At 72.5% G+C, this 22660-nt stretch carries 18 protein-coding genes and 1 pseudogene; 8 read left to right on the top strand and 11 right to left on the bottom strand.

The window, feature by feature from the left end:
• Positions 1-5: 5 nt before the first annotated feature.
• Positions 6-392, bottom strand: a pseudogene (locus DT019_RS19460) (hypothetical protein); the annotation flags it as partial.
• Positions 393-808: 416 nt separating this feature from the next.
• On the opposite strand from DT019_RS19460, the gene DT019_RS19465 reads away from it, so the two are divergent.
• Genes DT019_RS19465 through DT019_RS19480 form a run of 4 tightly spaced genes read left to right on the top strand, consistent with a single transcriptional unit; the run spans position 809 to position 5159 of the window.
• Positions 809-3658 carry a nitrate- and nitrite sensing domain-containing protein gene (locus tag DT019_RS19465; protein WP_114038117.1) on the top strand — a complete coding sequence of 950 codons (2850 nt, stop codon included), beginning with the start codon at positions 809-811 and terminating at the stop codon, positions 3656-3658.
• Positions 3655-4101 (top strand): roadblock/LC7 domain-containing protein, encoded by a 447-nt coding sequence (locus DT019_RS19470; RefSeq protein WP_114038118.1) that lies wholly within the window; start codon positions 3655-3657, stop codon positions 4099-4101. Before DT019_RS19465 ends, DT019_RS19470 begins: the two co-directional genes overlap by 4 nt.
• 28 nt (positions 4102-4129) lie before the next feature.
• On the top strand, positions 4130-4573 hold the full coding sequence (locus DT019_RS19475; protein WP_114038119.1) for a DUF742 domain-containing protein: 444 nt from the start codon (positions 4130-4132) through the stop codon (positions 4571-4573).
• Complete coding sequence (locus DT019_RS19480) at positions 4554-5159, top strand: GTP-binding protein (RefSeq protein WP_114038120.1); 606 nt, start codon at positions 4554-4556, stop codon at positions 5157-5159. Before DT019_RS19475 ends, DT019_RS19480 begins: the two co-directional genes overlap by 20 nt.
• Before the next feature lie 67 nt (positions 5160-5226).
• Here the strand turns inward: DT019_RS19480 and glpK are convergent, their stop codons facing one another.
• From glpK to DT019_RS19510, 6 genes are all read right to left on the bottom strand, one after another.
• Positions 5227-6738 (bottom strand): glycerol kinase GlpK, encoded by a 1512-nt coding sequence (glpK, locus tag DT019_RS19485; RefSeq protein WP_114038121.1) that lies wholly within the window; start codon positions 6736-6738, stop codon positions 5227-5229.
• 28 nt (positions 6739-6766) lie between these two features.
• Entirely contained in the window at positions 6767-7492 is a 726-nt protein-coding gene (locus tag DT019_RS19490) for an MIP/aquaporin family protein (protein WP_114038122.1), read from the bottom strand.
• A 345-nt stretch (positions 7493-7837) separates the two neighbouring features.
• The gene (locus DT019_RS19495; RefSeq protein ID WP_114038123.1) at positions 7838-9028 is read right to left on the bottom strand and encodes a lipid-transfer protein; all 1191 of its coding nucleotides are present in this window, start codon (positions 9026-9028) and stop codon (positions 7838-7840) included.
• Entirely contained in the window at positions 9025-9447 is a 423-nt protein-coding gene (locus DT019_RS19500; protein ID WP_114038156.1) for a Zn-ribbon domain-containing OB-fold protein, read from the bottom strand. The genes DT019_RS19495 and DT019_RS19500 overlap by 4 nt, the downstream gene beginning before the upstream one ends.
• Positions 9448-9568: 121 nt before the next feature.
• Positions 9569-9916: a DUF962 domain-containing protein gene (locus DT019_RS19505; protein WP_114038124.1), complete on the bottom strand. Its 348-nt coding sequence runs from the start codon at positions 9914-9916 to the stop codon at positions 9569-9571.
• 200 nt (positions 9917-10116) lie between these two features.
• A complete protein-coding gene (locus DT019_RS19510) occupies positions 10117-10959 on the bottom strand; it encodes a M15 family metallopeptidase (RefSeq protein ID WP_411292717.1) in 843 nt (280 codons plus the stop codon).
• A 98-nt stretch (positions 10960-11057) separates the two neighbouring features.
• On the opposite strand from DT019_RS19510, the gene DT019_RS19515 reads away from it, so the two are divergent.
• A complete protein-coding gene (locus DT019_RS19515; protein ID WP_114038126.1) occupies positions 11058-11579 on the top strand; it encodes an NUDIX domain-containing protein in 522 nt (173 codons plus the stop codon).
• A gap of 78 nt (positions 11580-11657) precedes the next feature.
• Here DT019_RS19515 and DT019_RS19520 read toward each other — a convergent pair whose 3' ends face one another.
• Complete coding sequence (locus tag DT019_RS19520; RefSeq protein WP_114038127.1) at positions 11658-14012, bottom strand: glycoside hydrolase family 31 protein; 2355 nt, start codon at positions 14010-14012, stop codon at positions 11658-11660.
• A 218-nt stretch (positions 14013-14230) separates the two neighbouring features.
• Between DT019_RS19520 and DT019_RS19525 the strand changes: the two genes are divergently transcribed.
• The gene (locus tag DT019_RS19525; RefSeq protein WP_114038128.1) at positions 14231-16219 is read left to right on the top strand and encodes an acetoacetate--CoA ligase; all 1989 of its coding nucleotides are present in this window, start codon (positions 14231-14233) and stop codon (positions 16217-16219) included.
• Positions 16220-16229: 10 nt separating this feature from the next.
• Here DT019_RS19525 and DT019_RS19530 read toward each other — a convergent pair whose 3' ends face one another.
• Entirely contained in the window at positions 16230-17549 is a 1320-nt protein-coding gene (locus DT019_RS19530) for an aminotransferase class I/II-fold pyridoxal phosphate-dependent enzyme (RefSeq protein ID WP_114038129.1), read from the bottom strand.
• Positions 17550-17594: 45 nt separating this feature from the next.
• On the opposite strand from DT019_RS19530, the gene DT019_RS19535 reads away from it, so the two are divergent.
• Both DT019_RS19535 and DT019_RS19540 read left to right on the top strand, forming a co-directional pair.
• Positions 17595-18869, top strand: coding sequence for an MFS transporter (locus tag DT019_RS19535; RefSeq protein ID WP_317617780.1), 1275 nt, complete (start codon positions 17595-17597; stop codon positions 18867-18869).
• A gap of 24 nt (positions 18870-18893) precedes the next feature.
• Positions 18894-19778: a hypothetical protein gene (locus DT019_RS19540; protein ID WP_114038131.1), complete on the top strand. Its 885-nt coding sequence runs from the start codon at positions 18894-18896 to the stop codon at positions 19776-19778.
• Positions 19779-19900: 122 nt separating this feature from the next.
• Here the strand turns inward: DT019_RS19540 and ptsP are convergent, their stop codons facing one another.
• Together ptsP and DT019_RS19550 are read right to left on the bottom strand one after the other, a co-directional pair.
• Positions 19901-21571: a phosphoenolpyruvate--protein phosphotransferase gene (ptsP, locus tag DT019_RS19545; RefSeq protein WP_114038132.1), complete on the bottom strand. Its 1671-nt coding sequence runs from the start codon at positions 21569-21571 to the stop codon at positions 19901-19903.
• Positions 21572-21652: 81 nt separating this feature from the next.
• The gene (locus tag DT019_RS19550; RefSeq protein ID WP_114038133.1) at positions 21653-22102 is read right to left on the bottom strand and encodes a PTS glucose transporter subunit IIA; all 450 of its coding nucleotides are present in this window, start codon (positions 22100-22102) and stop codon (positions 21653-21655) included.
• Between the last annotated feature and the right edge of the window lie 558 nt (positions 22103-22660).

A 22660-nucleotide genomic window follows, 5' to 3' on the forward strand; every position in this document is an offset into this window, starting at 1 on the left:
GCGGCTCAGGCGCGGGAGAGCCGCCCGCGCGAGCCGTCCGCGGACCGTATTCGCGCGGCACGCTCGGCCGTGCGGGCCGCCCGCCGGGCCCGGCGCCGCTCCTTGCGCAGCTTGCGCGCGGTGCTGCTGGGCATCGACACGACGCCGTTGCGCTGGTTCCACACCTGGCGGGTCACCCACACGTCCAGGACGCCCCACGTGGCGAGGACGGTGCTGCCGACGCTGCTCATCACCATCGGGAAGGCGAGCCACGAGCCGGCCAGGGTGCAGAGGAAGGCGACCACCGCCTGCATCAGGGTCGCCGCGACGATGATGACGGCGCGCACGGCGGCGGTGCGGACCGGGTCGGGCAGCCGCGGCCGCACGGCAGGCTCTTCCACCCACAACGGTTGCTGCTCCACACTCATGCGTTCCTTCCTCCCCACCCTCGGTGCCTCGATGCCTCATCCTGCCGCGACTGACGTCCCGCCGGGGCCCGGCTCCGTGCTACCCCCTACCCGCTGAGCCCGCCGGCCGTGCAAACAGAACGCACGTAACAGACATCCCGCACAGACAGACGAACCGAACTCCCCGAAGATTCCCGGGATTTGCCCGGAACGCATAATTCCAGCCATCTGCCGTGGTGGGCGAAAAGCCGCCATGACGCGTGTGCCCCGTCGCGGGCGGCATTGCCATCTCCCGGAATACCAGGACAACTCATGATCACCGCGCGTGACGGCGGCCGAAAATCGTCCGGACGTTCCTTCGAGTTGTCTGTGTGTCAGTAGTAGGCTCACGCCGTTTGCTGACGGTTGATCTGGGGGAGGCCATGCGCTTTCGCGGGAAGTCCATCCGCAGGAAGATCGTGGCGTTGCTGCTCGTGCCGCTCGTCTCCCTCACCGCTCTGTGGGGGTTCTCCACCTATCTCACCGGCCGGCAGGCCGGCGAGCTGATGGACGTGGCGAACATCGTCAAGAAGGTCGGCTACCCGATCGAGGACACCGTCCGCGTCATCCAGCAGGAGCGCCGCCAGACCCTGGTCTACCTCGCCGACGAACGCCCCTCGGACGCCCTGACGGCGCTGCGCAGCCGCCGCTCGGCCACCGACACCGCGATGGCCAGGATCCGCGCCGCCGCCCAGGACCCGGACGTCCGCGGCGACCTCCAGCCCGTGGCGAAGGCCCGCCTGAAGGACGTGCTCGACGGCTTCGACACGGTGACCGCGCTGCGGCAGTCCATTGAACAGGGCACCGTCGACCGGCCGCAGGCGCTGGAGGTCTACAACCGCCTCGTCGACCCCTGCTACAGCTTCCTCATGAATCTCCACGCCCTGGAGAACGTGGAGATGGACAAGCAGGGCCGGGCGCTGGTCGGCATCACCCGGGCCCGCGAGATGCTCTCCCGCGAGGACGCCCTCGTCGCCTCCTCCCTGATCACCCCGAAGACCACCGCCCCCGAACTGCGCCGCATATCCGACCTGGTGGCCAACCGGCGGCTCCTGTACGAGACCAACCTGGAGACCCTGCCCGCCACCGAACGCGATGTCTTCGAGCAGTACTGGCGCGGCCCCGACACCGAGGCGCTGCGCACCGCCGAGGCCGCCATCATCGACGCGGGTCCGGCCAAGGACCCCCGGCACATCGACGCCACCCGCTGGCAGCAGGCCGCGACCCCCGTGCTCGACCATCTCGCGCAGATGGACACCGAGGCGGGCAACCGCTACCAGGACCGGGTCGAACCGGTCGCCTTCAACGTGCTGATCAAGGCAGGCCTGGCCGGTGTCCTCGGCTTCCTCGCCCTGCTGATCTCCCTGTTCATGTCCGTACGCATCGGCCGCGAGCTGATCCGCGACCTCACCCGCCTCCGCAAGGAGGCCCACGAGGTCTCCGGGGTCCGGCTGCCGAGCGTCATGCGCCGCCTCGCCGCCGGCGAACAGGTCGACGTGGAGACCGAGGCGCCCCGCCTCGACTACGAACGCGACGAGGTCGGCCAGGTCGGCCAGGCCCTCAACACCCTGCAACGCGCCGCCGTCGAGGCCGCCGTCAAACAGGCCGACATGCGGCGCGGCGTCTCCGAGGTGTTCGTCAACCTCGCCCGCCGCAACCAGGTGCTGCTGCACCGCCAGTTGACGCTCCTGGACACCATGGAGCGGCGCACCGAGGACACCGACGAACTCGCCGACCTCTTCCGCCTCGACCACCTCACCACCCGCATGCGCCGGCACGCCGAGGGCCTGGTGATCCTCTCCGGCGCGGCCCCCTCCCGCCAGTGGCGCAAGCCGGTCCAGCTCATGGACGTCGTACGGGCCGCGGTCGCCGAGGTCGAGGACTACGAGCGCATCGAGGTGCGCAGGCTGCCCCGGCTCGGCGTGGGCGGCCCGGCCGTCGCCGACCTCACCCACCTCATCGCCGAACTCCTGGAGAACGCCACGGTGTTCTCGCCCCCGCACACCGCCGTCCAGGTCCACGGCGAGCGGGTCGCCAACGGCTTCACCCTGGAGATCCACGACCGCGGCCTCGGCATGGCTCCCGAGATGCTGCTCGACGCGAACCTGCGGCTCGCCGAGACCCCCGAGTTCGAGCTCTCCGACACCGACCGCCTCGGCCTGTTCGTGGTCAGCCGGCTGGCCCAGCGCCAGAACGTACGCGTCTCGCTCCAGCCGTCCCCGTACGGAGGCACCACCGCCGTCGTGTTCATCCCGGCGACGCTGCTCACCGACGCGCCCGACACCGAGGGCACCGGGTTCCGGCTCGACCGCAAGGCCGCCAAGGGCGACGGCACGCGCGCACCGGACGCACAGCGCCGCGCGCTGTCCCCGCTGCCCGTCGGCATTCCCGGCCAGCCGGTCCTGGACGGCCCCGTCGAACTGGAGCCGCCGCTCGACCCGTTGGGGCTCGACGCGCCCTCCGTGCTCGAAGCGCCCGCGGGCCTCGACGAGATCGAAGCCCCGCGCGGCGGACTCCTGCGCTCGGCCCGCCGGGCCCCCGAGGCCGCCGACGACCGCCAGCAGCACCAGCAGGCCGCGGACGAGGGCGAGGAGCAGGGCCCGGTCCCGCTGCCGCGCCGCCATCGGGTGCCCACCCTGGTCAGCGACAACGGCCGCCGCGTGGACGGCCCCGGGCGCGGGCATCCCGCGCCCGAACCCGACCTGGACCCCCAGCAGGGCCGCGCCTTCGGGAACCGGCTGCCCGAACGGCGCCCGCCGCAGCCGCCGCGACCCTCGACACCCCGGAGCCCGCAGCCCCTCCGGCCCGCGCCGCAGCCCTCGGGGCTGACCCCCGTGAGGCCCGCGGGCCTGACCGAGCCGCCCGCGGCGCCGCCCGCCAACCCCGCCGACCTGCCGGGCGCGCCGAGCTCCGCACCGTCCTGGGGCAGCCTCCCCGAGGCCCCGGTGTCCGAGCCGGAGGCACCGCTCGGCGGGCTGCCCCGCCGGGTCCGCCAGGCGAGCCTCGCCCCCCAGCTCAAGGACGCCCCCGACGGCCGGCACGCCGCGCCCGAATCCGACGACGGGTCCGAGCCCGAGCGTGACGCCGACGAGGTGCGCGACCGCATGGCCGCGCTGCAGCGCGGCTGGCAGCGCGGCCGCCGGCAGAACGCGGCATCGGACGCCGCGGAGGGACCGCCCGCAGTCCGAGGCGACACCGCACGACGAACCACACTGGAGGGGGACGGTCGATGACCGCGCCACAAGGCTCAGCCGCAGCACGCAACGCCGCAGGGAACGGTACCGGCGAACTCAACTGGCTCCTCGACGAGCTCGTCGACCGCGTCGGCTCCATCCGCAAGGCCCTGGTGCTCTCCAGCGACGGCCTCGCCACCGGAACCTCCCGCGACCTCACGCGCGAGGACGGCGAGCACCTGGCCGCCGTCGCCTCCGGCTTCCACAGCCTCGCCAAGGGCGTGGGCCGGCACTTCGAGGCGGGCAAGGTCCGCCAGACCGTCGTCGAACTCGACGACGCCTTCCTCTTCGTGACGGCGGCCGGCGACGGCAGCTGTCTGGCCGTCCTGTCCGACGCCGACTCCGACGTCGGACAGGTGGCCTACGAGATGACGCTGATGGTCAAGCGGGTCGGCGCCCATCTGACCACCGCACCACGGACCGGCCTGCACACCGGAGGGTGAGTGGGGGACGTCATGAGCGGGGGACGCGATGAGTGACGCAGACCAGCGGGCCCAGGACCAGCCGCGGGCCCGGTCGGCGGCGGCAGCCCCGGGGCGGCCGCACCACTGGTTCGACGACGACGCGGGCCCGGTGGTGCGTCCGTACGCGATGACGCGCGGCCGCACCACCAGCGCGGGCCAGCACCGCCTCGACCTCATCGCCGTGGTCGTCCCGGAACCGGCCGCCGACGACCCCGGCCGGGACCAGACGCTCTCCCCGGAACACGTGGAGATCGTCGAACGCTGCGGCGAGACCCCGCAGTCGATCGCCGAGCTCGCGGCCGGGCTCGACCTCCCCGTCGGGGTGGTCCGGGTCCTGGTCGGCGATCTCGTCGCCGACGCCCTGGTGCACGTAACCCGACCCGTTCCGCCGGCCGAGCTGCCGGACGAGTCCCTTCTCCGCGAGGTGATCAATGGCCTTCGGGCGCTCTAGCCGCAGGAAGCGGCACGTCGATCCGGTGACGCTCAAGATCCTCGTCGCCGGCGGCTTCGGCGTCGGCAAGACCACCCTGGTCGGCGCGGTGAGCGAGATCCGCCCCCTGCGCACCGAGGAACGCCTCAGCGAGGCCGGCCGGCCGGTCGACGACCTCGCCGGGGTGGAGGCCAAGAGCACCACCACGGTGGCCATGGACTTCGGGCGCATCACGCTCCGCGAGGACCTGGTGCTCTACCTCTTCGGCACGCCGGGCCAGGACCGGTTCTGGTTCCTGTGGGACGAGCTCGCCCAGGGCGCGCTCGGCGCGGTCGTCCTGGCCGACACCCGCCGCCTGGAGGACTGCTTCGCCGGCATCGACTACTTCGAGCGGCGCGGCATCCCGTTCACCGTCGCCGTCAACTGCTTCGACGACGCCACCCGTTACCCTGCCGACACGGTGCGCGCCGCGCTCGACCTCGACCCCGAGGTGCCGCTCCTCATGTGCGACGCGCGGGTCCGCGAGTCCGTCAAGGAGATCCTGGTCGGGGTGGTCGAGCACGCCATGGCGATGTCGGCCAAGTCCCGCCAGCCCGCCACCACGTGACGGAGCCGGACCGATGCGCGGCCCGTACCCCCACCGACCGGGGTACGGGCCGCGCGTCCACGGGGGCCTACTCGCCGCTCTCCTCGTGCCAGCCGAGGCTGCGCTCCACCGCCTTGCGCCAGTTGGCGTACTCGCGCTCACGGACCGGGGCCTCCATACGCGGAGACCATTCCACATCGCGCTGCCAGTGCGCGCGCAGTTCGTCGAGGTCCGACCACACACCGGTGGCGAGCCCGGCCGCGTACGCCGCCCCCAGACAGGTCGTCTCGGACACCTTGGGCCGGATCACGGGGACCCCGAGGACGTCCGCCTGGTGCTGCATCAGCAGGTTGTTGACGGTCATCCCGCCGTCCACCTTCAGGCTGGTGATCTGCACACCCGAGTCCTGGAACATGGCGTCGACGACCTCGCGGGTCTGCCAGCTCGTCGCCTCCAGGACCGCGCGGGCCAGGTGCGCCTTGGTGACGTACCGGGTCAGCCCCGTGACGACCCCCCGCGCATCGGAGCGCCAGTAGGGCGCGAAGAGTCCGGAGAAGGCGGGCACGATGTAGGCCCCGCCGTTGTCGTCGACGCTCGCCGCCAGGGATTCGATCTCGTCCGCGCTGTGGATGATGCCGAGCTGGTCCCGGAACCACTGCACCAGGGCTCCGGTGATCGCGATCGAGCCCTCCAGGCAGTAGACGGGCGCCTGTTCGCCGATCTTGTACCCGACGGTGGTGATGAGCCCGCTCTTGGACGGCACGGGCCGGGCACCGGTGTTGAGGAGCAGGAAGCTGCCCGTCCCGTACGTGTTCTTCGCGGTCCCCGTGTCGTAGCAGGCCTGTCCGAATACCGCCGCCTGCTGGTCGCCGAGCGCGGAGGCGACCGGTACGCCCGCGACGTGGCCCACGGCCGTGCCGTACACCTCGGCCGATGACCTGATCTCGGGCAGCATGGCCCGGGGCAGGTTCATCGCCGTGAGGATCTCCTGGTCCCATTGCAGGGTCTCCAGGTTCATCAGCAACGTCCGCGAGGCGTTGGTGACGTCGGTGACGTGGACGCCGCCGGAGGTGCCGCCGGTCAGGTTCCAGATCAGCCAGGAGTCGATGGTGCCGAAGGCGATCTCGCCGCGTTCGGCGCGGGCCCGCAGGCCGGGGACGTTGTCGAGCAGCCAGGCGGCCTTGGGGCCGGAGAAGTAGCTCGCCAGCGGCAGTCCGGTGGCCTCGCGGAAGCGGTCCTGGCCGTCGCTGCCGCCCAGTTCGTGACAGAGCCCGGAGGTCCGGGTGTCCTGCCAGACGATCGCGTTGTGCACGGGTTTGCCCGTCGCCCGGTCCCAAAGGACGGTCGTCTCGCGCTGGTTGGTGATGCCGAGCGCGCTGAGTTGTTCGGCGCGCAGCCCGGCCCGGGCGAGCGCGCCCGCGACGACGGCCTGCACCTTGGACCAGATCTCGGCGGCGTCGTGCTCCACCCAGCCGGGCTTGGGGAAGATCTGCCGGTGTTCGCGCTGGTCGACGGCGACGATCGCCCCGTCCTGGTTGAAGATGATGCAGCGGCTGGAGGTGGTCCCCTGGTCGATCGCGGCGACGAACCTGTCCGTCATGGCTACCCCTCGTTCTCAAGGCTGCGGGTCAGAAGGCTGCGTGGTGGATGAGGCCGCCCAGGGCCCCGCCGATCAGTGGGCCGACCACCGGGATCCAGGCGTAACTCCAGTCGGACGTGCCCTTGTTGGGGATCGGCAGCAGGGCGTGCACGATGCGCGGCCCGAGGTCGCGTGCCGGGTTGATGGCGTACCCCGTGGGACCGCCCAGCGAGAGCCCGATGCCGACCACGAGCAGGGCCACGACGAGCACCGTGACTCCGGATTCGCCGAGCCCCTTGGTGTTGCCGAAGGAGAGGACCGGCAGGACGAGCCCGACGGTCGCGATGATCTCCGTGACCAGGTTGGCGACCGGGTTCCTGAGCTCCGGGATGGTGGAGAAGATGCCGAGCGTCTCCAGCGCTTCGTCCTGGTCGGCGTTGGCCTGGAACTGCGCGAAGTAGGTGAGGTAGGCGAGTACGGCGCCGAGCATGGCCCCCACCAGCTCGCCGCAGAGGTAGACCCACACCTTGCCCCAGCTGCCGGTGTCGATCGCGATGCCGATGGTGACGGCCGGGTTGAGCTGACCGCCCGAGAGCGGTCCCGCCGTGTAGGCCCCGGCGAGCACGCCGAAGCCCCAGCCGAAGGCGATGACGACCCACCCGGCCGCCCTGGCCTTGGAGTGCTTGAGTGTGACGGCGGCGCAGACCCCGGCCCCGAACAGGACCAGGATCGCTGTGCCTATGACTTCCCCGACGAATATGTCCCCGTTGCTCATGGCGGCTCCTTGGCCCTCGCCCGGGGCTTGCCCCGGTCTCCGTGCACGGTGCGCGTTTCCCATGGCGGCGAGACCGGCCGCGGGGGAACCCGGACGCCGGCCGGCGTCGCTTCGAGCATGCCTCCCCGGCGGAATCGGCCGTGAGGGCGGCGCCGGGGAACCGCGCGCCTGCCACGCGGCCGGGAGCCGGAATACGGTGACGCCGAGAGACAACGGGAAGTGTTCACCGGCCGTGATGGGCCGTCAAGGTCGCCGACCGCACGGCCTGTTGGGCCGACGGGTGTCGAGTGCGGGCGGGTGCGTTCCGGATGCCCGGTACCCGGCCGGGTGGTCGGGCGCGTCGGCTCAGCGCACCGCCACCACCGAGGAGCCGTGTCCGAACAGGCCCTGGTTCGCGGTGATGGCGACCCGGGCCCCGGGAACCTGACGCGCGCCCGCGGTGCCCCTCAGCTGCCAGGTGAGCTCGCAGACCTGGGCGATGGCCTGGGCGGGCACGGCCTCTCCGAACGACGCCAGTCCGCCGCTGGCGTTGACCGGGATCCGCCCCCCGAGCGCGGTCGCTCCCTCCCGTACGAGCTTGGCCCCCTCCGCGGTGCCGCACAGCCCGAGGTCCTCGTACCACTCCAGCTCCAGGGCGGTGGACAGGTCGTAGACCTCGGCCAGTGACAGGTCCTCGGGCCCGATGCCCGCCTCCTCGTAGGCGGCCCGCGCGATGGACGCCCGGAAGGAGTGCGGCGAGGGCTCGACGGCGGCCGCCGAGTCGGTCGCGATGTCGGGCAGGTCGAGGACCGTCCTCGGATAGGTGGGGGTGACCGTCGAGACCGCGCGGATCCGCACCGGGTCGGGGGCGCCGTGGCGGCGGGCGAAGTCCATGCTGGTCAGGACGAGGGCGGCGGCTCCGTCCGAGGTGGCGCAGATGTCGAGCAGGCGCAGCGGGTCCGCGACGACGGCGGACGCGGCGACCTCCTCGGCGCTGACGGCCTTGCGGTAGCGGGCGTTGGGGTTGAGCGCGCCCGCCGCCGCGTTCTTCACCTTGACCCGCGCGAAGTCCTCGACGGTGTCGCCGTGCAGGGCCATGCGGCGGCGGGCGAAGAGGCCGAAGTAGGCCGGGTTGGTGGCGCCGAGCACCCGGAACCGCAGCCAGTCCGGATCGTCGGGCCGCTCGCCCCCGGGCGGCGCGAAGAACCCCTTCGGCGCGGCGTCGGCGCCCACCACGAGCACCACGTCCGCCATCCCGGCCAGAATCTGCGCCCGGGCCGCGTTGATCGCCTGCGCGCCGGAGGCGCAGGCCGCGTACACGCTGGTCACCCGTGCGCCCTGCCAGCCGAGCGCCCGCGCGAAGGTCGCGCCCGCCACATGGCCCGGGTAGCCGCCGCGCACGGTGTCCGCGCCGACCACGGCGTGCACGTCCCTCCAGTCCACCCCGGCGTCGGCGAGCGCGGCGCGGGCCGCGACGGTCCCGTACTCGACGAAACTCCGGCCCCACTTGCCCCACGGGTGCATGCCGGCCCCCAGGACCGCGATGTCGTCGGTCATCGGGCCACCTCCACGGGCCGCCAGTGCCAGGTGGTCCAGGTGGTCTCCGCGTCCTCGTTCAGGACTCCGGGCACCACCTCGACCTCCATGCCCACCGCGAGATCGGCGGTGCGTACCCCGGGTGCGGCCTGGCCGAGCACCACCATCCGCTCGGCCGCCAGCTCGACCGCGACGAGTGTGGTGGGCTCCCACGCCGTGTGGGGGTCGGACACATAGGGAGCGGGCGGGCGGTAGCGGCCGTCGGTGTACGACCAGACACGGCCGCGCGGGGAGAGGGGCACCTCCTCCAGTTCGCCGCCCGCGCACCCGGGATTGCGGCAGAAGGAGTCGTCGCGCGGGAAGAAGACACAGGCGCAGGCGGTGCAGCGGGTGCCGAGCAGCCGGAAGTCCGGTCCCTCGCTGTCCGTGAACCAGCCCATGACCACAGGCGTGCGTGTGCGTGCGTCGCTCAAGTCCCCTCCCGGCACTTACTTCTGACGGAGTGTCAGAAGTGTGCCACGGCTGCCGGGAGTTGGGGAGGGCCGGTCGCCGGGTCCGGGCTCAGCGGTGCTCGGCGAGCCACTTGGCGGCGATCTCACCGAGCTCGTGGTCGCGTCCGGCCAGCATCATCCGGATCATCTGCCGGTCGCCGCGCAGCGACCAGGCGGGGTGTCCGAAGGTGGCCGGGTTGTTCCTCTCGATGAACCAGTGGGCCGGCCAGGCGGTCCCGTACCCGATGAGCGGCAGGGCCAGTGCGTACCGCTTGCGCCCGCGGGCGAGTCCGCAGGCGCTGATCGCGAGCCCCGTGAGGGTGCCGGTGAGGTGGACCCACCGGGTGGCGGCCCGGGAGTGCATGGCCACGTAGTAGGGCCAGAACTCCTCGTACGAAGCGAACGTCGGCTGTGTCATGGGCCAGAACCTAATCGTTCTTCGGAGAACCGGATACGCCTGCTTCGCGTCCGAGAAGGCAGAGCGGGTGCCCGGGACCGACGGGGGTGGCTCCGGACACCCGCTCGACCCTCAACCGGAACGCGGCCCGGCCGTGCTCCTGCCGGCCGGGACCGGCCGGCTCCCGGTCTCGCCGCGGCGAACCGGAGCCGCGGACCGGCTCAGTGTCCGGCCACCGAGCGCCGGGCCACGGGGAAGTCGAAGTAGGTGTCGGGGAACGGCTCCGGCTGGTACGTGAAGTGCCACCACTCCTCGGGCAGGTTGACGAAGCCCTGCGCCTCCAGGGTGCTCTTGAGGAACTGCCGGTTCGCCCGCTGTGCGCCCTGGACGCGCGGGTCGTCGGTGTGCGCCAGGGTGTCGAAGCAGTCGAAACCGGTCCCCATGTCGACGGAGTTGTCGGGGAACCGCTCCTTCTTCGGGGCGTAGCAGGGCACGAGCGGCTGCCCGGGGCGGTAGGGGCGGGTGGGGAGGGCGGGCAGCTTCACGATCGTCAGGTCCATCGTGCTGCCCCGGCTGTGCCCGGACTTCTCGGCGATGTACCCGTCCGCGAACAGCCTCGACTTGTCGACGCGCGGATAGAACTCCGCCTTCATCCGCTCGTCGTCCAGGTCCTTGGCCCAGCGCACGAAGTGGTCGACGGCACGCTGCGGCCGGTAGCAGTCGTACACCTTCAGGGAGTAGCCCTGCCGCAGCAGCCTCAGCTGCGCCCGGTGCAGCGCCTCGGCGGCCGGCCGGGTCAGGATGCACAGCGGCTGCCGGTACCCGTCGATGGGCTCGCCCACGAAGTCGTGCGGCGTGATGTAGCGCATCTCCTGGATGATCGTCGGGTCGACCGAGCTCAGCGCCACGAACGCCCTGGGCGCCTTCGGCTCCGGCGCGGCGTGCGCGGCGGGGGAGAGGGCCGTGACGCTGAGCAGCGCCGCGGCGGCGGCGACCAGCCCGCGCAGCGCCCTCATCGGGGTCCGCCGGAAGGTGGGGTCTCGTCGTTCCGTACGTCGTGTCATGCGCACACCCTCTATCAGGTCAACCGGGCGTCGGGAAAGGGTGGTCGGCGCTCGGGGCGGCCCTGCCCGGGGCCGCGGCCGTCGGCTACAGTCCGCGCGTGACCGCCACCCCGAAGCAGCCCCTCAAGGACTCCCACTGCGGCGCGTGCGGAGCACCGTACCCGGCGGACAGCGCCTGGCCGCGTGCCTGCGCGGCCTGCGGCGCGGTGGCGTACCGCAATCCGCTGCCCGTCGCCGTCGCGCTCCTGCCCGTCACCGACGCGCGCGGCACCGCCCTCGTCGTGATCACCCGCACCATCGAGCCGCGGCGGGGCCGCCGCGCACTGCCCGGCGGGTTCATCGACCACGGCGAGAGCTGGCAGGACGCGGTCGTCCGCGAACTCAGGGAGGAGACCGGCATCGAGGCCCCGGCCGTCGCGGTCCGCCTCGCGGACGCCCTCAGCTCCCCCGAACACCTGCTGGTCTTCGGCCTGTTGCCCACCTGCCCGGCCGAGGCGCTGCCGCCCTCACGGCCGACCGACGAGACCGACGGCTGGGAACTGCTGCGGGAACCGGCCGAGTTGGCCTTCCCGCTGCACACCCGGGCGGTACGCCGGTGGTTCGCGGGGGAGTACCGCTGAGCGCGGTCGCGAGGAGCCGGTGAAGCGTCACGCGAGGCGCCCTCCTGCCGAAGGGCCCCGGCCCCGGCGCGGGAGCGCTCAGCGGACCGCGCCCCGCACCCGCACCGGGTGGCCTACCTCGCCGCCGGCCCCGCCGTCGGCCCGCTCCACGACCACCCGGCCGTGGGCGACCCGGGTCGAGAACCGCTCGACCTCCGCCGGCTCCCAGCCGTCCCCGGTGTCCCTGACCACGATCCCGCCCCCGGTACGCCCGGCGGCCGGCGCCCACACCTCCAGCTCGATGCCGCCCCCGTCGCCCCGCACCGGAATCACCGAGCCCGCCCGCGCGAGCACCGGGATCCGGGACAGGGGCGCGTTCAGCAGGACCTGGCCCGGGCCGTCGTGCGCCTCGCCGGTCGTGGTGTCGTACCAGCGCCCGCGCGGCAGCCGCACCGCCCGCCGGTCGGCACCCGGCTCCAGGACCGGGGCCACCAGGAGCGCGTCGCCGAGCAGGAAGGAGTCCTCGCAGTCGCGCAGCGCCCGGTCGGCCGGCGCGCCCCACCACAGCGGCCGCACATAGGGCGCACCCGTCAGCCGCGCCCAGTGGGCCAGGGTCACGAAGTACGGGTGCAGCCGCTCCCGTTCGGCCAGCGCGGCCCGCGCGCTCTCCAGCACCTTGGGGCCGAACTCCCAGGGCTCGCGCCGCCCCGCCCACTTGGCCGAGTGGGTACGGAACAGGGGCAGCCAGGCGCCCAGCTGGAACCAGCGCAGATACAGCTCGGGCGAGGGGCTGCCGGTGAAGCCGCCCACGTCCGGCCCCGAGTACGGCACGCCGCACAGGCCGAGGCCGAGCACCAGGGAGAGCGAGGCGCGCAGGCCGGGCCAGCCGCTCGCCACATCGCCGGACCAGGTGCCGCCGTAGCGCTGCATCCCGGCCCAGCCGGAGCGCGAGAACAGGAACGGCCGCTCGTGCGGGCGCAGCCTGCGCAGCCCCTCGTATCCGGCGCGGGCCATGGTGAGGCCGTACACGTTGTGGGCCTCGCGGTGGTCGCCGCCGTGGCCGTCGAGGTCGTGCCGTGCGGATCTGGGCAGTGTCGGATCGCCGAAGGGCGCGAACGACACCGGTTCGTTCATGTCGTGCCACACCCCGGCGAACCCCTGGTCGAGCCGCTCCTGGTAGAGCCCGCCCCACCAGGCGCGGACCCGGGGATCGGTGAAGTCCGGGTAGGCGCACTCGCCGGGCCACACCTCGCCGCGCACCTCGTGCCCCCGGGCGTCCTTGACGAAGGCGCCGGCGGCGAGCCCGCTCGCGTAGACCGGATTGTCCGGGTCCGCCCTGACCGCGGGGTCGACGATCGAGACCAGGCGTACGCCGCCGTCCGCCAGGTCCTTGGCCAGGCGCGGCAGGTCGGGAAAGGCCTCCGGGTCGACCGTGAAGACCTGGTGGGCGTCGTAGTGGTCGATGTCCAGGTGCAGCGCCGACAGGGGCAGACCGCGCTCGGCGTACCCGGCCGCGATCCGCCGCACCTCCCGGTCGCTGCCGAAACCCCAGCGGGCGTGCTGCGGGCCCAGCGCCCAGGACGGCGGCACGGCGGGCGCGCCGGTGAGCGCCGTCCACCCCTGGAGCACCCGGGCCGGGGTGCCCGCCACCACCCAGCAGCGCAGCGGCCCCCCGTCCATGCGCAGCTCGCTGCCGCCCGGCCGGTCGTGCCCCGACCCGGCGCCCTCCTCGCCCTCGCGCAGCACCACCCGGCCGTCCCAGGTGCTGTCGTAGAACGCGAGGTGGGTCCCCGCGTCCGCGACCACCAATTGCACGGGCATGGTGATGTACAGCGGGTCGTCGCCGGGCACGAAGGCGCCGCCGGGGTCGGTGTTCCACAGCCGGTAGACGCCGTCCCGCAGCCGGGGCCCCGCGGCCCGCCCGCCGAGCCCGAAGAACCGCGCGTCCGCGGCCACTTCGGACCGCTGCGACCAGCGGGCCGGGCCGCCCCCGACCGGCTCCCACCAGCGCGGCGGCAGCTCGCGTCGCAGCACCACCCCGCCCGGTGTGCACACGTCCACCGCGCCGTGGCGGGAGATGACCACGGTCAGCCGCTCGGACACGACCCGCCAGCCCCCGTCCTTGTCCGGTTCGAGGACCGCCCGGGGATCCGGCTCGGGCACGCGGCCGCCCAGCGCGTAGGACGGCTCGGGCCCGGCCCCGTCCCAGCCCCAGAACACCGCGCCGCCCGCCGCGACCCGCACCATGAGCTCGGAGCGCGCGAACCGCAGCACACCGCCGCCCGCACTCGGCTCGGCCCCGGTCACCACTCCCGGCACCCGGGCCCGCTCCGGCCCCCGCGCGGGCAGGTCCCGTGCGTCCGCCCGGCGCCGCCGCACGGCCGAGCGCATCGCCCGCAGCCCCCGCACCGAACCGACCGCCTTCACCGAGCGCACCAGGTCATCGCCGTTCATGCAGCTCAGCCTGCCACCCGGACGGCCCTGTGCGCGGTTCGTTCAACTGCCGTTCACCCGTGGCGGCACCACATGCCCCGGCATCCGACTATGGGTGGGGGACCCTGGTGCGGAAGACGATCACATGGCATCGTCCCTGTCAGCCGCCTCACGCGCACACCCCCTCGCGTGTGCGCGGGACACACGCACACCACGCGTTACAGCCCGGGAGCCGACCCATGACCTCAGCAGCGAACCCCGCTCCGCAGCCCGCGCCCCTGTGGCAGCCGGACTCCGACCGCATCGCCGGTGCGCGGATCACCCGCTTCCAGGCCTGGGCGGCCGACCGCTACGGGGCACCGGCCGAGGGCGGGTACCCGGCTCTGCACCGCTGGTCGGTCACCGAGCTCGACACCTTCTGGCAGGCCGTCGCCGCGTGGTTCGACATCCGCTTCTCCTCCCCGTACGAAGCCGTCCTCGCCGATCGAACGATGCCCGGCGCCCAGTGGTTCCCGGGGGCCACCGTGAACTACGCGGAACACGCGCTGCGCACCGCCGAGGACCCGGCACGGGCCGGGGACCCGGCGCTGCTCCACGTCGACGAGAGCCAGGAACCGGTCGGGATCAGCTGGTCGGAACTGCGCCGCCAAGTCGGCTCGCTGGCCGCCGAGTTGCGCGCTCTCGGGGTGCGCCCCGGCGACCGCGTGAGCGGCTATCTGCCCAACGTTCCGCAGGCGGTCACCGCGCTGCTCGCGGCCGCCGCCGTCGGCGCCGTATGGACCTCGTGCGCGCCCGACTTCGGCGCCCGCAGCGTGCTCGACCGCTTCCAGCAGGTCGAGCCCGTCGTCCTGTTCACCGTCGACGGCTACCGCTACGGCGGCAAGCGGCACGACCGCACGGACGTCGTCGCGGAACTGCGCCGCGAACTGCCCACCCTGCGCGCCGTCGTCCACATCCCCCTGCTCGGCACGCCCGCCCCCGAAGGCGCCCTCGAATGGTCCGCCCTCACCGCGGGCGACCAGGAGCCGGTCTTCGAGCAGGTGCCCTTCGACCATCCCCTGTGGGTGCTCTACTCCTCCGGCACCACGGGCCTGCCCAAGGCCATCGTGCAGTCCCAGGGCGGCATCCTCCTGGAACACTTCAAGCAGCTCGGACTGCACTGCGACCTCGGCCCCGGGGACCGCTTCTTCTGGTACACCTCCACCGGCTGGATGATGTGGAACTTCCTCGTCTCCGGTTTGCTCACCGGCACCACCGTCGTGCTGTACGACGGCAGCCCCGGGTACCCCGACACGGGCGCGCAGTGGGGCGTGGCGGAGCGCACCGGCGCCACCCTGTTCGGCACGTCGGCCGCGTACGTCATGGCCTGCCGCAAGGCCGGCGTGCACCCGGGCCGCGACTTCGACCTGTCCCGCGTCACCTGCGTGGCGACCACCGGCTCGCCGCTGCCGCCCGACGGGTTCCGCTGGCTCCACGACGAGGTGCGCGAGGATCTGTGGATCGCCTCGGTCAGCGGAGGCACCGACGTCTGCTCCTGCTTCGCGGGAGCGGTCCCGACCCTCCCGGTGCACATCGGCGAGCTCCAGGCACCCTGCCTCGGCACCGACCTCCAGGCCTGGGACGCCCAGGGCGCGCCGGTCATCGGGGAGGTCGGCGAACTGGTCGTCACCAACCCCATGCCGTCGATGCCGATCCGCTTCTGGAACGACCCGGACGGCAGCCGCTACCGCGACAGCTACTTCGACATGTTCCCGGGCGTATGGCGCCACGGCGACTGGATCACCCTCACCGACCACGGCTCGGTGATCATCCACGGCCGCTCCGACTCGACCCTCAACCGCCAGGGCGTGCGCATGGGTTCGGCCGACATCTACGAGGTCGTCGAACGCCTTCCGGAGATCCGCGAGTCCCTGGTCATCGGCCTGGAAGAACCGGACGGCGGCTACTGGATGCCGCTGTTCGTCCACCTCGCCGAGGGCGCGGTCCTGGACGAGGCGCTCCGTACGAAGATCAAGCAGGCGATCCGCGAACAGCTCTCGCCCCGCCACGTGCCGGACGAGATCATCGAGGCGCCGGGCGTCCCGCACACCCTCACCGGCAAGCGCATCGAGGTGCCCGTCAAGCGCCTGCTGCAGGGCACGGCCCTCGACAAGGCCGTCAACCCCGGCTCCGTCGACAACCTGGACCTGCTGCGCTTCTACGAGGACATCGCCCGCAAGCGGGGCTGACCGGCCCGCCTCACCCGCCGTAGGTGGCCTCGGACTCGCCCAGCGCGGCGGCGAAGTCCGAGGCCAGCCGCCCGGCCTCCGAGCTGTCCAGACCGGCCACGGTGATGCGTACGCCGGGCGCGGCGGCGATGCGGAAGCGGGCCCCAGCGGCCACCCACCAGCCGCGCGTACGCAGCCCGTTGACGACGGCCGACTCGTCGCGCACCGGCACCCACACGTTCATCCCGCTCGCCCCGTGCGCCGTGATCCCGCGCCGGGCCAGCTCGTCGACGAGAGCCGCGCGCCGCTCCCCGTAAGTGGCCTCCGCGCGCGTCACCAGGAGCTGGGCCGACGGATCGTCCAGCAGGCTCAGCACCGCCGCCTGCAACAGATGACTCACCCACCCCGAGGTGAGCAGCAGCCGTCCGTCGTGCCGCGCCAGCGTCACCGGGTCGCACGCGGCGGCCGCCCACCGCAGGTCGGTGCCCAGGTACTTGGTGACCGTGCGCACGTGGGCCCACCGCGAAAGCCCGCCCTGTGTAAGGGAGTTGAGCTCCGCACCGGCGATCTCGGCGGCGTGGTCGTTCTCGATCACCAGCACCTCGGGCGCCGTCCGCAGCATCTCGACCAGCTCGTCGCGGCGCTTTCGGGAGAACCGGCCCCCGTACGGGTTCTGCGCCCGGGGGCTGCACACGACGGCCCGCGCGCCGCCGCGCAGTGCCTCGCGCAGCGCCTGGGGCCGCATGCCCTCGTCGTCCACGGCGACCGCGACCGTGCGCAGCCCCATGGCGTGGAGCAGGTCGAGCAGATGGTGATACCCGGGGTCCTCCATGGCCACCGCGTCCCCCGGCCGCAGCTCCGTGGCCAGCAGCCGTGCGACGCAGTCGAGCGCGCCGTGGGCGAACGTCACGTACTCGGAGGGCACCCCGTCTCCCGCGAACCAGGCCCGCACGCGCTCCTCCAGCTGAGGCAGCCGGGGTGTGGACCGGTGGGAGCGAGGGCCCGTGGACGGCGCGAGGAGACCCGGCAGATCCGGCAGGAAGGCCGGGTCCGGGTGCCCGCCCGCCAGATCCCGCAGCCCCTCGGGGACCTTGGGCGGCCTGCGGGAAGCGACGGCGGGCGCCGCGGCCACCACGGTGCCCCCGCGTCCGCGTGTGACGACGACACCGCGCCCGCGCAGCTCCTTGTAGGCGGTGGCGACCGTGCCGGGGCTCACCGCGAGCTCCTCGGCCAGCCTGCGCACCGGAGGGAGCGCGTCCCCGGGGCCCAGGCCCCCGTCGGCGACCGCGCGCTCGACGGACGCGGCAATCCCCTTGGCTGTCGTACCAGAGATCGAATATTGTGCTGCCACGTAAGTAATTCTGTACCAATACATAACATCGGTCAAGGGGGAGCAATGAACTGGAGCCGCCGGAGGGCAGCGCTGTGGGAACGCGTCCCGGGAGGCCTCGACGGCCGCCGGATGCTGTCGGTCGCCTTCGTCGACCGGACCGGAAGCGGCCTGTGGGAAGCCGTCTCCGTCCTCTACTTCACCTACGTGGCCGGGCTCTCGCTCGCCCAGATCGGTACCCTGGTCGCCGCCTCCGGCGCCGTCGGCATCGCCGGCGCACCCATCGGCGGCCGCATCGCCGACCGACTGCCCCTCACCCGCCTCCTCGTCGGCCTCCAAACCCTGCGCGCCGTCGCCGCGTTCGCGCTCCTGACCACCGACAACTTCGCCCTCCTGCTCCTGATCGCCTCCGTGGGAAGCTTCGGCGACCGCTCGGCCAACGTCCTCACCAAGCTGTACGCGGCCCGCATCGCCGGCCCCGGCCGCGTCCGCTACCAGGCCGTCAGTCGCACCATCGCCAACGCGGGCTGGGCCGTGGGCGGCCTCGCCGCTGCGGGCGCCCTGGCCATCGGCTCGGTCTCCGCCTACCAGTGGCTCCTGGCGGGCAACGCCCTCTCGTTCGTCGGCTCCGCCCTCATCACCGCGCTGTGCGCCGAACCATCGGCCCCCTCCCGCACCGTCGCCAGATCCGGCGACCCCGCGGCCCGGCCGCATCCGGCCACCCCCTGGCGCGACCGCCGCTATCTGGCCTTCGTGGCCACCGAAACCGTCCTCTTCCTGGACGACGCGGTGTTCAAGGTCGGCCTCCCGCTCTGGACCGTCCACGCCACCGACGCCCCGCACGGCCTCGTCCCGCTGCTCATGGTGCTCAACAACGTGATGGTGGTCGCCCTCCAGGTGCCCCTCGCCCGCTTCGGCGCCACCACCGCGGCGGCCCGGCGACTCCTGCTCCCGCTCTCCGCGATCTTCGCGCTGGCGGGCGTGGCCATCGCTGCCTCCGCGGCGCACGGCGCCGCGCTCGCCGCCGCCTGCCTCCTGATCGCGACGGCGGCCTTCACGCTGGCCGAGATCATCCACGCGACCATCTCCTGGGAGCTCTCGATCGCCCTCGCCCCGGACGCGGCGCAGGGCGCCTATCTCGGAGTGCACGGCCTGGCCCAGTCGGTCCAGCGCAGCGTCGGCCCCCTCGCCGTCACCGCGGCCATCGCGACCGGACCGGCCGGCTGGCTCACCTTCGGCACCGTCATCGCCGGAACGTGCCTGGTCCAGCACCGCCTCGTCCAACCCCGCCCGCGGCGGACAGCGCTGTCAGTGCCTTCGGTTACGGTGAGTGAGCATTGATCGACACCGTGCTCAGGGGGAAACATGGCGCACGCCAATCACATCAGGGCCATCCGCCGCACACTCCGCCGTGAAATGCCGAGCACCGTCGGCCTGATCGCCGACGCGCACGACTTCACGGCCATGACGAGATACCGATCCTTCGTCTTCGACGACCACACGGCCTACCTCCGTCAGGTCGAAGGACTCCTGCGCGCCCTGGCCGCCCAGGGCGCGCACACCACGGTCGCGCTCTTCGACCCGGACGAGTTCACCGAGTTCTGCGCGTCCAGAGGCCTGGACCCGGACAGCGCGGACAGCCGCACCCGCTTCACGGCCGAACTGGCCGCGGGCGGCGCCTGCGTGGCGTACGCGGGCCAGCCCATCGACAGCCTGGTCCCGCAGCTCATCAACAAGGCGGTCCGCAAGGCCACTTGGGAGTACGCGACGTTGCTTCTGGCCGAGGCGGGGGAGTGCGCCGAATGCGGTCAGGACATCGGCCGGGCAGCCTTCGACAGCGCCTCGCACCTGCTGCTGAACCTGCTGGAAGCAGCGGGCCCGGGCACCCACCACCTGGTGTGCAGCATCCCCGCCCAGGAGCAACAGCTCATCGCCGTCCTGCACGCGCAGCGGACGGGATTCGACCCCGTACGGCTCGACGAGACCGACGCGGCGGAGTTCGTGACCGTCCTGGCATCCGGCATCGCCCGGCACAGCGCGGGTGGACTGGTACTCCGTACGACTGAATCGGGAGCCCCCGACCGACTGCACGGCTGGCGCCTGCACCAGGGCAGGCTCGACCCGCTGACCGCGGGCGAGGTCTTCAGCGCGTACTGCACCGACGCCGAGACCGGCGACCCCCTCGCGCCGGAACCCGACGCGGAGTACCGCCCCGGATTCCCCGTCGACCAGCCCGACTCCCACCACTGAAGCGACGAGGGGCCGGAGACCGGACAGGAGAGCCCGGACAGGAGAGCAAGGACAAAGAGAGAGGGGCTCCCCGCCGCACCGCGACGGGAAGCCCCTCTCACACTGGTCTCACGACCATCCGGTCACTCTCCGGACAGCACCGCCTGAGCGGCCTTGCGCGCGTCCTCCGCGGTGTCGGCGGCACGCGCCGCGGACGCCGCGCGCTCGCACTGGGCCAGCGTGTACTTCGCCAGCGTCGCCCGCACATAAGGAATGGACGCCGCACCCATCGAGAGGCTGGTGACACCCAGACCGGTCAGGACACAGGCCAGCAGTGGATCGGAGGCAGCCTCGCCACACACACCACAGCTCTTGCCCTCGGCCTTGGCGGCCTCGGCGGACAGCGAGATCAGGTCGAGCAGCGCGGGCTGCCACGGGTCCTGGAGCCGGGACACCGCGCCCACCTGCCGGTCGGCGGCGAAGGCGTACTGCGCGAGGTCGTTGGTGCCCAGCGACAGGAACTCGACCTCCTGCAGGATCGAGCGGGCCCGCAGCGCGGCGGAGGGAATCTCCACCATCGCGCCGAACTTCGCCTGCAGCCCGGCCTCCCGGCACGCGTCGGCGAAGGCCTTCGCGTCCGTACGGTCGGCCACCATCGGCGCCATGACCTCCAGGTACACGGGCAGACCCGCGGCGGCCTTGGCCAGCGCGGTCAACTGCGTGCGCAGCACCTCGGGGTGGTCCAGCAGCGAGCGCAGACCGCGCACGCCGAGCGCCGGGTTCGGCTCGTCGGCCGGGGTCAGGAAGTCGAGCGGCTTGTCGGCGCCCGCGTCCAGCACCCGCACCACGACGCGCCCCTCGGGGAACGCCTCCAGAACCTTGCGGTACGCCTCGACCTGCTTCTCCTCCGACGGCGCCTTGGCGGAGTCGTCGAGGAAGAGGAACTCGGTACGGAACAGACCGACGCCCTCGGCGCCCGCCTCCACGGCGGCCGGAACGTCGGCGGGACCGCCGACGTTGGCCAGCAGCGGAACCTTGTGGCCGTCCGACGTGGCGCCGGGACCGGACGAGGCGGACAGCGCCGCCCTGCGCTCGGCGGCGGCCCGCTCGAGCTCGGCCTGCTTCTCCGCACTCGGGTCCACGAAGATCTCGCCCGTGCTGCCGTCCACGGCGACGAGCGTGCCCTCGGCCAGCTCACCGGCGCCCGGCAGGGCCACGATCGCGGGAACACCGAGCGCCCGCGCCAGGATGGCGCTGTGGCTGGTCGGCCCGCCCTCCTCGGTCACGAAGCCGAGCACCAGCGCCGGGTCGAGCAGCGCCGTGTCGGCGGGCGCGAGGTCCCGCGCGATGAGCACGTACGGCTCGTCGCTGTCCGGCACACCCGGCATCGGCACGCCGAGCAGACGCGCCACGATCCGGTTCCGCACGTCGTCGAGGTCGGCGACGCGTCCCGCCATGTACTCACCGGCACCCGCGAGCAGCTCGCGGTAGTGCGAGAACGCGTCGTACACGGCGCGCTCGGCGGTGCTGCCGACGACGATGCGCCGGTCGACGTCGGACATCAGCTCCGGGTCCTGGGCGATCATCGCCTGGGCCTCGAGCACGGCCTGCGCCTCACCGCCGGCCAGATTGCCACGCGCCATCAGGTCGGCCGCCACAGCTTCCACCGCCTGGCGAGCGCGCCCCTGTTCGCGCTCGTGCTCCGACGCCGGAATCTGCTTGGCAGGCGGTTCCAGGACCGCCGTGCCCATGTGCCGTACCTCGCCGATCGCCACACCGTGGCTCACGCCGACGCCTCGCAGCGTTGTCTCCATCTCACCCGTCTCCGATAGTCGCGGCGGTCTCGGCCGCCGCCGTTGTGGTCCGTCCAGCGCGCCGTCGCGGCGGCGCGGGCGTCACTGCCAGCTGAACAGCGCGTCGCCGGCCTTGACGTCACCGCTGTCGACGACACCGGCGAGGGAGTCAGTGGTGGCCTCGAGAGCCACGATGGGACAAATGGGGGACTTGCCGGCGGCCTCGACGGCGGCCGGGTCCCAGCGCACGACCTCCTGGCCGCGCGTCACGGTGTCGCCCTTGTTGACGAGGAGCTCGAAGCCCTCGCCGTTGAGCTGAACGGTGTCGATTCCGAGGTGCGTCAGCACACCGTGGCCCTCGTCGTCGACGACGACGAAGGCGTGCGGGTGCAGGGACACAACGACGCCGTCCACGGGCGCCACGGCCGCCGACGGCTCACGTACGGGATCAATAGCGGTACCGGGGCCCACCATCGCGCCGGAGAAGACGGGGTCGGGCACTGCAGCGAGCCCGATGGCCTGTCCGGCAAGTGGGGACGTCACGCTAGTCATGGGGAGCCTCCCAGGGGCGGAGCTTCAAGTGTCGCCGTCACTACCTGTCCTGGACGGCGTACTGTTCAGAAGGGTAAGTCATAAGAAGTCCCAGTTCCGCACGACAGGTGACGGTTGGCGGACCTAGGTGCACACCGGAAACGATTTGCCTCAACTCCCGGCGGCCTGTACTGTCGTACTCCTGCCTGACCCCATCACAACACTGTGATTCGGCGGTCGGCGGCGCCTACCAAGTCCCGATCCTAACCTGGATTTCTGACTCTGCATGCTGCGGAGACGGTGGTCAGGAAGACGGAAAAGACTTGCTAGAGTCTGAATCGCCGGAAAGCCGATAAGGTCGGAAAGCGAAATGCCCGCTCCAGCGGGTGGCGGAAACAAGAAATTGGGTCTGCTAAGCTGGAAACACGAAATGCCGAAGGGAAGCGCCCGGAGAAAGCCCGTGAGGGTGAGTACGAAGGAAGCGTCCGTTCCTTGAGAACTCAACAGCGTGCCAAAAGTCAACGCCAGATTGACAACCCCGTCCACTTCGGTGGATCGAGGTTCCTTTGAAAAGTCCTG

Source organism: Streptomyces sp. SDr-06, assembly GCF_003324565.1.
GTDB lineage: Bacteria > Actinomycetota > Actinomycetes > Streptomycetales > Streptomycetaceae > Streptomyces.

What these genes read in the sequence shown, in the direction of transcription:
- DT019_RS19465 (WP_114038117.1), top strand. Translation starts at nt 809, where the DNA reads ATGCGCTTTCGCGGGAAGTCCATCCGCAGGAAGATCGTGGCGTTGCTG.
- DT019_RS19470 (WP_114038118.1), top strand. Translation starts at nt 3,655, where the DNA reads ATGACCGCGCCACAAGGCTCAGCCGCAGCACGCAACGCCGCAGGGAAC.
- DT019_RS19475 (WP_114038119.1), top strand. Translation starts at nt 4,130, where the DNA reads ATGAGTGACGCAGACCAGCGGGCCCAGGACCAGCCGCGGGCCCGGTCG.
- DT019_RS19480 (WP_114038120.1), top strand. Translation starts at nt 4,554, where the DNA reads ATGGCCTTCGGGCGCTCTAGCCGCAGGAAGCGGCACGTCGATCCGGTG.
- glpK (WP_114038121.1), bottom strand. Translation starts at nt 6,738, where the DNA reads ATGACGGACAGGTTCGTCGCCGCGATCGACCAGGGGACCACCTCCAGC.
- DT019_RS19490 (WP_114038122.1), bottom strand. Translation starts at nt 7,492, where the DNA reads ATGAGCAACGGGGACATATTCGTCGGGGAAGTCATAGGCACAGCGATC.
- DT019_RS19495 (WP_114038123.1), bottom strand. Translation starts at nt 9,028, where the DNA reads ATGACCGACGACATCGCGGTCCTGGGGGCCGGCATGCACCCGTGGGGC.
- DT019_RS19500 (WP_114038156.1), bottom strand. Translation starts at nt 9,447, where the DNA reads ATGGGCTGGTTCACGGACAGCGAGGGACCGGACTTCCGGCTGCTCGGC.
- DT019_RS19505 (WP_114038124.1), bottom strand. Translation starts at nt 9,916, where the DNA reads ATGACACAGCCGACGTTCGCTTCGTACGAGGAGTTCTGGCCCTACTAC.
- DT019_RS19510 (WP_411292717.1), bottom strand. Translation starts at nt 10,959, where the DNA reads ATGACACGACGTACGGAACGACGAGACCCCACCTTCCGGCGGACCCCG.
- DT019_RS19520 (WP_114038127.1), bottom strand. Translation starts at nt 14,012, where the DNA reads ATGAACGGCGATGACCTGGTGCGCTCGGTGAAGGCGGTCGGTTCGGTG.
- DT019_RS19525 (WP_114038128.1), top strand. Translation starts at nt 14,231, where the DNA reads ATGACCTCAGCAGCGAACCCCGCTCCGCAGCCCGCGCCCCTGTGGCAG.
- DT019_RS19535 (WP_317617780.1), top strand. Translation starts at nt 17,595, where the DNA reads ATGAACTGGAGCCGCCGGAGGGCAGCGCTGTGGGAACGCGTCCCGGGA.
- DT019_RS19540 (WP_114038131.1), top strand. Translation starts at nt 18,894, where the DNA reads ATGGCGCACGCCAATCACATCAGGGCCATCCGCCGCACACTCCGCCGT.
- ptsP (WP_114038132.1), bottom strand. Translation starts at nt 21,571, where the DNA reads ATGGAGACAACGCTGCGAGGCGTCGGCGTGAGCCACGGTGTGGCGATC.
- DT019_RS19550 (WP_114038133.1), bottom strand. Translation starts at nt 22,102, where the DNA reads ATGACTAGCGTGACGTCCCCACTTGCCGGACAGGCCATCGGGCTCGCT.